The sequence below is a fragment of the Phytobacter palmae genome (assembly GCF_039409775.1).
Lineage (GTDB): Bacteria > Pseudomonadota > Gammaproteobacteria > Enterobacterales > Enterobacteriaceae > Phytobacter > Phytobacter palmae.
In genome coordinates this window covers 1-8,774 of record NZ_JBCIVJ010000047.1, presented here as the reverse complement: position 1 = coordinate 8,774, position 8,774 = coordinate 1, and the positions used below count along the sequence as shown (strand labels likewise).

Annotated in this window: 8 protein-coding genes and 2 pseudogenes; 7 read left to right on the top strand and 3 right to left on the bottom strand. The window is 44.5% G+C overall.

All coding sequences use genetic code 11. The annotated features are described in order from the left end of the window. Positions 1-416 precede the first annotated feature (416 nt). Positions 417-728, top strand: coding sequence for a hypothetical protein (locus AAIG39_RS25370; RefSeq protein WP_090084774.1), 312 nt, complete (start codon positions 417-419; stop codon positions 726-728). A gap of 423 nt (positions 729-1,151) precedes the next feature. Here the strand turns inward: AAIG39_RS25370 and AAIG39_RS25365 are convergent, their stop codons facing one another. Together AAIG39_RS25365 and AAIG39_RS25360 are read right to left on the bottom strand one after the other, a co-directional pair. Next, positions 1,152-2,780, bottom strand: a complete 1,629-nt coding sequence (locus tag AAIG39_RS25365; RefSeq protein ID WP_343195033.1) for a type I restriction-modification system subunit M — start codon at positions 2,778-2,780, stop codon at positions 1,152-1,154. 14 nt (positions 2,781-2,794) lie between these two features. After that, on the bottom strand, positions 2,795-3,928 hold the full coding sequence (locus AAIG39_RS25360; protein ID WP_343195032.1) for an AAA family ATPase: 1,134 nt from the start codon (positions 3,926-3,928) through the stop codon (positions 2,795-2,797). A gap of 201 nt (positions 3,929-4,129) precedes the next feature. On the opposite strand from AAIG39_RS25360, the gene AAIG39_RS25355 reads away from it, so the two are divergent. From AAIG39_RS25355 to AAIG39_RS25345, 3 genes are all read left to right on the top strand, one after another. Beyond that, positions 4,130-5,277 (top strand): IS3 family transposase gene (locus AAIG39_RS25355; protein WP_343195031.1). Its coding sequence is split into 2 segments (ribosomal slippage): positions 4,130-4,367 and positions 4,367-5,277, totalling 1,149 coding nucleotides; the frame shifts between segments, so codons are not numbered across the junction. 211 nt (positions 5,278-5,488) lie between these two features. Next, positions 5,489-5,827 (top strand): hypothetical protein, encoded by a 339-nt coding sequence (locus tag AAIG39_RS25350; protein ID WP_343195030.1) that lies wholly within the window; start codon positions 5,489-5,491, stop codon positions 5,825-5,827. A gap of 323 nt (positions 5,828-6,150) precedes the next feature. Further along, on the top strand, positions 6,151-6,342 hold the full coding sequence (locus tag AAIG39_RS25345) for a hypothetical protein (protein ID WP_343195029.1): 192 nt from the start codon (positions 6,151-6,153) through the stop codon (positions 6,340-6,342). A gap of 327 nt (positions 6,343-6,669) precedes the next feature. Here the strand turns inward: AAIG39_RS25345 and AAIG39_RS25340 are convergent. Then, a pseudogene (locus AAIG39_RS25340) lies at positions 6,670-7,134 on the bottom strand (tyrosine-type recombinase/integrase); the annotation flags it as partial. 34 nt (positions 7,135-7,168) lie between these two features. On the opposite strand from AAIG39_RS25340, the pseudogene AAIG39_RS25335 reads away from it, so the two are divergent. From AAIG39_RS25335 to AAIG39_RS25325, 3 genes and pseudogenes are all read left to right on the top strand, one after another. Continuing rightward, positions 7,169-7,482: pseudogene (locus AAIG39_RS25335) on the top strand (transposase); the annotation flags it as partial. 171 nt (positions 7,483-7,653) lie between these two features. Beyond that, positions 7,654-8,091: a DUF5675 family protein gene (locus AAIG39_RS25330; RefSeq protein WP_343195028.1), complete on the top strand. Its 438-nt coding sequence runs from the start codon at positions 7,654-7,656 to the stop codon at positions 8,089-8,091. Continuing rightward, positions 8,088-8,774: hypothetical protein (locus AAIG39_RS25325; RefSeq protein ID WP_343195027.1), on the top strand; the 687-nt coding region annotated here is incomplete at its 3' end. The genes AAIG39_RS25330 and AAIG39_RS25325, both read left to right, overlap by 4 nt.

Sequence of the window (8,774 nt, the reverse complement as noted above, 5' to 3'; positions counted from 1 at the left end):
GCCCAAACTGCGCGCCCTGGTCGACCATGTCAGGTGGTGGGGAAAGCAGGAGGGTTAATCGTCAGCGGTGGTCGCGGTCGCCACGCTGACGCGACGTCTGGGGAATGAACCTGCAATTCCGGGCTGCACAATGAGTGCTGATGTGCACGGTTTGTCTGAAAGCAGTGAGAAAACCCTGGCGTGACTGAGTATGGATAGAGGGAAGCCCGATTCAATTGTTTGGCATCATGGGGCGACTGTGCTGGCCGGTTTTGCGCTGCATAAGCCGGAACCGAGACTTCCGAACCTGAAGGTTGGACGCAATAAGGGAGCGGAGCGAGAAGTGTTCGATAATAAGGAAATTCTCCTCGTTAACTCCACCATGAGATTCCTTCGGTGGTATGGTTATATCTTTATCCATACCAGAGGGAAATCTGATGATTGTAAGAACCTGGCACGGTTGTGTTCCACTGAAACATGCGGAAGGCTTTGCAAAGCACCTTGAGAAAACGGGGGTAGAGCATTCAAAAAGCATTTCGGGGAACAAAGGCGCGTTCGTTCGCAGGGAGACTCAGGGTGGCTGGGAACATTTTTTTCTGGCTACTTACTGGCAGGATCTACAGTCGGTGAAGGCATTTGCCGGAGAAAACTATCATGTGGCAGTCACTTACCCGGATGACGAGGAATTTGAATTGCTTTCTGACCCTTACGTTTTCCAGCATATTGTTGAGGATATCTCACCGCTTTAATCTCATTTCCGAAGTTACCTGTTTGTAACCCAGAATTGTTATAACAGCCGTATTCATTCAGATAATCATTGTCCGCTTCCGGCACTCAGCAGGTCTGCTAAGAGTGAGAAGCTGCCGTTCAAACTCAAAATTAAGCCTGAGGTTTAAGGAGCATTTACCGCCGCTGGAAGACCAAAAACCGTCACGACGAAGCGAAATATTTGCTGGCACTGGAAGAGCGAAAATCGTCCTTACGTAGGCCATAAAAAGCTTGTCGAATGTCTCAGGGCGTGAAGCGGATGCTCATTCTTTGCATAATCTTAGCAGTGCCTTTCTTGTGCCGATCAATAACATTGCCTTACTGAAGGCTAAATTGATAAATATAGAGCCCGACTACTGATGATTTGGGCTCTATATTTCACCTATAAGTTACATCACTTCAGATTAGTCTTTTTCGGCTAAGGGAAGTGGTGGTAGTCCTAGTTCTTCGAGGAATGTGTTATGAGTGAGCGTTGCTCTCTTAATTTTTTCTTCCAATAATACCAACTTACTGTGGACATCCTCTAGAGCTATTTTTTCTTCTGGCTGCGCAGTACTCACATAACGTGAGATATTCAGATTGAAACCGTTTCTCTCAATCTCTTCCATCGACACGCGACGGGAATATCGATCTTCTTCTTTGCGGAATTGATAGCTCTCAACGATTTTGTTGATGTGTTCTGGCAGCAGATAATTCTGGCGTTTTCCTTTCTCGAAGTGTTCTGCGGCGTTAATAAACAATACATCATCTGACTTCTTACAGCGTTTGAGGACGAGAATGCAAACAGGTATTCCCGTAGAGAAGAACAGATTGGCAGGAAGGCCAATGACGGTATCGATATGCCCATCTTTTAACAACTTGGTACGAATACGCTCTTCTGCACCACTACGGAATAAAACACCGTGTGGCAGAATAATCGCCATAACCCCGTCATCGCTGAGGAAGTGAAAACCGTGCAGAAGGAAAGCAAAATCAGCCGCTGATTTAGGAGCAAGACCATAGTTTTTGAAGCGGAAATCTTCACCTAATGCCTCAGTAGGGTCCCAGCGCAGGCTGAAAGGTGGGTTAGCGACGATAGCATCGAATTGCATTTTCTTCGCAGGATTCATCTCATTGAGAATATCCCAGTCATTCTCTAACGTATCACCGTGATGAATTTCAAACTCGGTATCTTTTACCCCATGCAACAGCATGTTCATGCGTGCAAGGTTATAGGTAGTGATATTTTTCTCTTGGCCAAATATTTTACCTATAGAGCCTCCTTTATCACTTAATCTGTTTCGTACATTCAATAGCAACGAGCCTGAGCCACAGGCGAAATCCATAGCTTGTTTAATTTTTTTCTTTGGGCCCGTCGTCGGGTCTTGGCTATCTAATGTGACGATTTCTGACAAGATGGTAGAAACTTGTTGAGGTGTATAAAACTCACCCGCTTTTTTTCCTGAACCTGCTGCAAACTGGCCAATCAAGTATTCATAGGCATCCCCCAGATCATCCCTGGCATTGCTAAAACCAGAAATACCTTCGGCAATTTTTTGAATAATGGTACAGAGCTTGGCATTACGATCAGCAGGCTTTTTTCCCAGCTTCTCAGAATGAAGGTTAATTTCCGAGAACAAGCCCTGAAACGCGCTGTTGAAAGACTTATTTTCAATATACTTAAAGCCCTTCCATAAGGTATCCAGCAAATCGGCATGTTGAGTACGTGCCATTTCGGCCACACTACTCCACAGAAAAGCAGGCTCAATAACATAATGTGTTTTAAGCCGCATCTGCTTTTCAAAATCGGCAATATCAGCCTGGTTGTTCTGATACCAGATTGCTAACGGTGCGCGACGATCGTCATTGCCCGGTTCGGGGTAATCCCCGCCCAATTCCTTCTTAGCGGCCTGTTCGTAGTTATCGGACAGATAACGCAAGAATAGAAATGACAGCATGTAATCACGAAAGTCATCGGCATTCATCGCGCCGCGTAATTGATCAGCAATATCCCAGAGGGTTTTACCAAGCTGATTAAGTTGTTCTTTGGTCATGTAGTTATCTACCTTTAGGCATGGATATCTGGCAAATCGAAGGTGTATCGCTCGAGAAACCCATTCAGAATGCTATTGAAAAGTCGTTTGTTGTCTTCGGTAAGTTCTTTAGGATCAAACAATGAGTAATCCCCATGACTTAACAGGTTTAGGGCTCGTGAGAAAAGCACCTCATCCTCAATGCCGTGAATACAGCCAGAAAAGTCCTTAAAACCGAAAAATGCGGAGGTTTTTTCTAACACTCCGCGTAACACATTAAAATGGTTTGCATAGAGCCTACCTGCATCTGCGGCTTTCTTTAGTTCACTGAGCATGGCCACATGATGAAAAAACGGCGTATCTGTCGTGGATTGAAGGCTATAACCGTCGCCATTACGGCTGTATATGAAATAAGATTTATGCGGCTGCTTTTTTAACTCATTACACATAACGTTAAAAAACAGGCTGTGGTGTGACGATATGACCGTTTTCACTTTGCCGATTGAGTGTCTTAAGAGCTTCGCTAGATCAGAGCCTACGGCAATGGCATTGTTGTCATCTAACGATGATATAGGATCGTCGATATAGAAATATTTCACCCAGTTGTAGGCTTCTGCTCCATCAATCACCAATTCGCATATAGCCAGAAACACACACCAGATAAAGATATTCTCTTCACCACGCGAAATCTTGATATTGTCTTGCTCAATAGTCTCAGGCTCTTCGGAATCCGGACGAAATCGCGGATTCTTTACCTGCTTGCTAAAGGTTACACTCCAGTTATCGTAATTAATCTTAAAGTTGAAGTTACTGTAGCGAGCTAGGTAGGCGAAGATCTTTTCTTCAAGGGCCAGTTCTTTGAAGCCTTCAAAAAACTTGGAGTCTGAATTGATCTGTAACACCCGGTTTGCGTCATTCTCCAAGTCGTTATCCCAATGAAACAAATCCTCAGTAAACGCATTAAAGTAAAGGGTGTCTCTGTCTTGTCCTCTCTTACGTTTTCCAGCGTCTTTAAACTCCATTGATAGTCGGGTCTTGCCTGTTCCGTTATAAGCATATAATAGAACGAAATCGACACCACCATTGCCGTTTTGGCGCAGATCGTCTCTTATACGAGTAATGACGTTTCTTAGGCTATTGAAATTATTGATCTTTGGCTTTCCCGTCATAAAATCACCTCGTCAATGATAGGGAAAAGCCTCTGAATTAAGGCTTGCTTATGATTTTTAAGTTGATCAACCTGAACGGACTGAGCCGAAATCATGTCATCTATAGACGATAGAACATCTGCTATTGCATCTTGTTCCTGAATCGCCACGGGTTTAACAGACACCTCAGAGTCATTTAAGATGGCTTAAAGAGAGGTGCCCATGAGCGGTAAGCGTTATCCCGAAGAGTTTAAAACTGAAGCAGTCAAACAGGTTGTTGATCGCGGTTATTCTGTTGCCAGCGTTGCAACACGTCTCGATATCACCACCCACAGCCTTTATGCCTGGATAAAGAAGTACGGTCCGGATTCTTCCACTAATAAAGAACAGTCAGATGCTCAGGCCGAGATCCGCCGTCTCCAGAAAGAGCTGAAACGGGTTACCGACGAACGGGACATATTAAAAAAAGCCGCGGCGTACTTCGCAAAGCTGTCCGACTGAGGTACGCCTTTATCCGTGACAACTCCTGTTGCTGGCCTGTTCGCCTGCTCTGTCGGGTGCTGGATGTTCATCCCAGTGGTTTTTACGCCTGGCTTCAGCAGCCGCATTCACAACGCCATCAGGCAGACCTGAGACTGACAGGACAGATTAAACAGTTCTGGCTGGAGTCGGGATGCGTCTATGGTTATCGCAAAATCCATCTGGATCTGCGTGACAGCGGGCAACAGTGCGGAGTAAACAGAGTCTGGAGACTGATGAAACGTGTCGGAATAAAGGCTCAGGTCGGATACCGAAGCCCGCGGGCACGTAAAGGCGAGGCCAGTATCGTGTCACCCAACAGGCTCCAGCGACAGTTCAATCCGGATGCTCCTGATGAGCGTTGGGTAACGGACATAACCTACATCAGGACCCACGAAGGATGGCTGTATCTTGCCGTGGTTGTTGATCTGTTCTCACGCAAAATTATCGGCTGGTCCATGCAATCCCGGATGACAAAGGACATTGTCCTGAACGCACTGCTGATGGCTGTATGGCGGCGTAATCCCGAAAAACAGGTGCTGGTTCATTCGGATCAGGGCAGTCAGTACACAAGCCATGAGTGGCAGTCGTTCCTGAAATCACACGGCCTGGAGGGTAGCATGAGCCGTCGCGGTAACTGCCATGATAATGCGGTTGCAGAAAGTTTTTTCCAGTTGTTGAAACGTGAACGGATAAAGAAAAAGTTCTACGGAACGCGGGAAGAAGCCCGCAGTGATATTTTTGATTACATCGAAATGTTTTATAACAGTAAGCGTCGGCATGGTTCTAGCGAACAGATGTCACCGACAGAATATGAAAACCAGTATTATCAACGGCTCGGAAGTGTCTAGATTATCCGTGGCGATTCACAATTGAGAGAGCATTAAAAGAGTATGATCCTAAAATTCATACGAATGGGAAAGTAGATTTTGATATGCCACAAACTGTAGCTGAAGGTTATAAGATGGGTGGTGAGGAGTATTTTAGCACAAGGAGAGTGCGCGCAAGTTTTAATACGAAGACAGGGAAAATGTATAGTATATTTGGAATTGCGGAGTAAATATGAAAAAAATTAGCAATAGTTACGTTTCAATGGTTTGGCAGTCGCTTGCTGAAGATCCCAATATGGATAGCTCTTTTATAGGGTTGAACCTGTCTAATGAAGAAAGCCTGGATTTAGTATTAAAAGGCTTAATAAAGCCATCATATGATAATCTGCCACCTTTTATTAAGGATAGATGCAAAAATAGCTTTGCATACGCAATAAGCTTTTATGATGAAAACCAACTCAAGCGTCTTTATGAGTCTGCGATCCCAGTATTTGATCCACCTGGTAAAATTAGCATGAGAGAGTTCTATATTATTGTTTGGGATGTTCTTTTTTTGGGGAGGATTTCATGATAAATAACCCTGATGATTATATTGAAGTGGCTTTTAATGATTTATATAAGTAATAGTGCAAATATTACTAATAATTCATTATTTATTATCACGTGAGGGTAGTATGTCTTTCAAAAGTTTCTTGGCCAGTCTCTCGACTCTTGAATTAGTATTTATACTATTGGGGATCGTAGCGCCTATCTTATGCCTGGTGTGGGTTTTTTTTACTTTTAGGGGTAACTCGACCAGTATTCGTGCCGCAAGAATGTTCCTCAAACGCGCCACCTGTCCGGGTATACTTCACAAATCCCGAATTGAGTCGTGGCAACAGACAAACACCATGTATGGAAACAATTATTTCTTTGATATTTTTTTTCTATCTCGACGATACCCAGCTATATTCAGCAAAAGCTCTGGTTGTCCCCGGACAGATGCATTTGTTGAGAAAAGGTCTGCCGATAGTGGTGAAGAAAGGAGATAAAAATCGCATTGCAGTGATGCAAATTGGTTCTCAAGAGGAAAATATAGTGGTTTGAAGGTAAGAAACTTCTCTGAAATTAGGGGTTTATGGCGGCTAAAACATTCAATCCACCCGCAACGTAATGATTTCTGGTCAGGAAAATAAATGCATACCAGTGAGTCGAAACACGCGTTCCGGGAGTCCATAGGTTATTTAAAATAATCAAAAATTTATCATATGAATCAATGAAGAAACACCAATGCATCAGCGTTTATGAAACATCAACATTGATGTCAGTGCTGCTTACCCATCCATCAAGCTTATCAGCCCATTCCTGCATCATCACTTTGCGTTCATCAAGATAAGTCGCATGGTTGTACGTGCGGCGAGCGTTGTTGGTATCAGCATGAGCGGCAACAGTCGGAGCGCCGCGTTTAGCGGTTTCCTGAAGAATTTTAAGAATGTGGTATGGGGTGATCTCTCTGACAGGGAGCTTACCGATTGCGGGGAAAACCACACGTTCTAGCATATCCAGTCGGCGTGTTTTGGTAATTTCGGCCCAGTCTTTCATCTGCAACCACTCTTTGGCGATCAGCTCAAAGGTGTTAGAAGCGTCATTGACCTTGCGGATCTTATCTAACTGACGTGCCTGTGTCGGGCTAACTCTATCCGCGACTTGTTTACGTGCCTGCTCACATTTCTCGCGAGCTTTACCGCTGGATACTCACCCAACGCAAACATGCTGGATTTACCGTTGAGTTTAAACCGACAGCCCCATGCCTTTTGCCATTGGGTTTCACTTCCGGTAGAGGCCATTAAAATCATTGAGTCGATAAAGTTTTTCTTTCGGCCTGGCATTGCGTATCAGTGAGCATAGCGGGTCCTTGACTATTCCCTCTATGGAACTGCGCCGGAAGAAAATCAGCGCCTTAATTCCTCCGCGAAAGGGGGCAGGATACTAGCCGGTGGAGTATGCAGACCGGAACCGTGCGGTTGCAAATCAGCGACTGAGTGGGAGCAAGGCCCGGTGGAAATGGACAACAGATTATAACCGTCGGTCGATAGCGGAAACGGCGATGTACAGAGTAAAGCACTATTCGGGGAGTCGCTGACACTGCATGATTATGATGGTCAGGTCGCAGAGGTTCTGGCCATGGTACGTGCGCTGAACAAAATGACGAAGGCAGGTGTGCCAGAAAGCGTACGTATCGCCTGAAAACCTGACCGCTACGGAGATGCTTACCTAAAATCTGATTTATTCAACAAAGCCCTTATAGGAATAATCCTAACTACTCATTTTGTTTGAGCCGGAATAATGAAATAAGGCTCTCTTTCATATGATAAGTACAAGTGAAAGAGCAATAAAAACAAGATGGAATAAATCATTATGTCTTACACTATTTTCATCAAACGTTTATGGCAGAGCGAAAATTCAACAATAAGTGAATTCTCGATATCCGGCACTGAAATCTCCGGTTATTTTCTGGAACGCCCCGGGCCGGATACGACGGAAGCAAATTTACGAAAAAGAATCCCTGACGGCTCCTATAGCTTGAAATGGCATGCCAGCGGCAGAATGCAGAAATTCAGTCCATTACCTAATTTGTTCAATGCGAGTGTACCCTCAAGTCGCGCTATACTGATCCATCCAGGCAACGTTCCCGCCGACACGGATGGCTGTTTATTGCCCGGGAAGTCAAAAGGAGATGACCGAATAGGGCAAAGTCTGGGGTTATATGAAGAGATAAAGCACTTGATGGTTGATAAAGGGATAGAAAATTTTACTGTATTAATCACCTCATGCTACGTGGATTGCAAAAAATGAAAAAATACGCCAGCTTGATGTTCCTTCTTTTTATTTCTGCGTTCTCTCTTCGCGCAATGGCGACGGTGGAAATAAAGAACGGTGTACTCCAGGCTTACTGGCAACCGAACTGGAATGCTGATGCAACGGTCAATACGCCAGAGTTAGAGTTTCGCTATTTTGCCCTGGGTAATAAAAAGAAAGATAACAAAATAATTGATATTACTGCTAAAGGCAGTGAAGCACAGAAGATCGCATTTATCAAAAAGAACTTTAAGAATATCCCGGATAACTTCTTTACCTTTAAAGAGTGGTACGTTAACCAACCCGGTACGATTAAAGTACCTGCGGTGGTTAACTATATGGAGTGCAACACAGATAAATATAAAGCCGATCTGCAGTCATTTCAGCCGGATAATGCTGCGCAAAACGCTGACGATATGATGACCCAGGATTTTGGCGGCTGTGGATCAGATACGCCTTATCTCGTGTTGTATCAGTTGAAAGAGGGTGAAAAAACGTTATCCCTGAAAAGCGAGGCCAGTGAAACAGCGTCAGATTTGGCCTCAGTCAACAGTAATGAAACGCTGGCTAAAATCAGAACCGTCGATAAAGCGTGGATCTATGTTGCAGTTTACGACGAAGCGGAAAAAGGGCATCTGAGCAACAAACGTGGGTTTGTTAAACTGAGCACTCTGACACCG

Excerpts from the sequence above, each read along its gene's own strand:
- AAIG39_RS25360 (WP_343195032.1), bottom strand. The coding sequence starts at position 3,928 with ATGACGGGAAAGCCAAAGATCAATAATTTCAATAGCCTAAGAAACGTC.
- AAIG39_RS25370 (WP_090084774.1), top strand. The coding sequence starts at position 417 with ATGATTGTAAGAACCTGGCACGGTTGTGTTCCACTGAAACATGCGGAA.
- AAIG39_RS25365 (WP_343195033.1), bottom strand. The coding sequence starts at position 2,780 with ATGACCAAAGAACAACTTAATCAGCTTGGTAAAACCCTCTGGGATATT.
- AAIG39_RS25350 (WP_343195030.1), top strand. The coding sequence starts at position 5,489 with ATGAAAAAAATTAGCAATAGTTACGTTTCAATGGTTTGGCAGTCGCTT.
- AAIG39_RS25330 (WP_343195028.1), top strand. The coding sequence starts at position 7,654 with ATGTCTTACACTATTTTCATCAAACGTTTATGGCAGAGCGAAAATTCA.
- AAIG39_RS25345 (WP_343195029.1), top strand. The coding sequence starts at position 6,151 with ATGGAAACAATTATTTCTTTGATATTTTTTTTCTATCTCGACGATACC.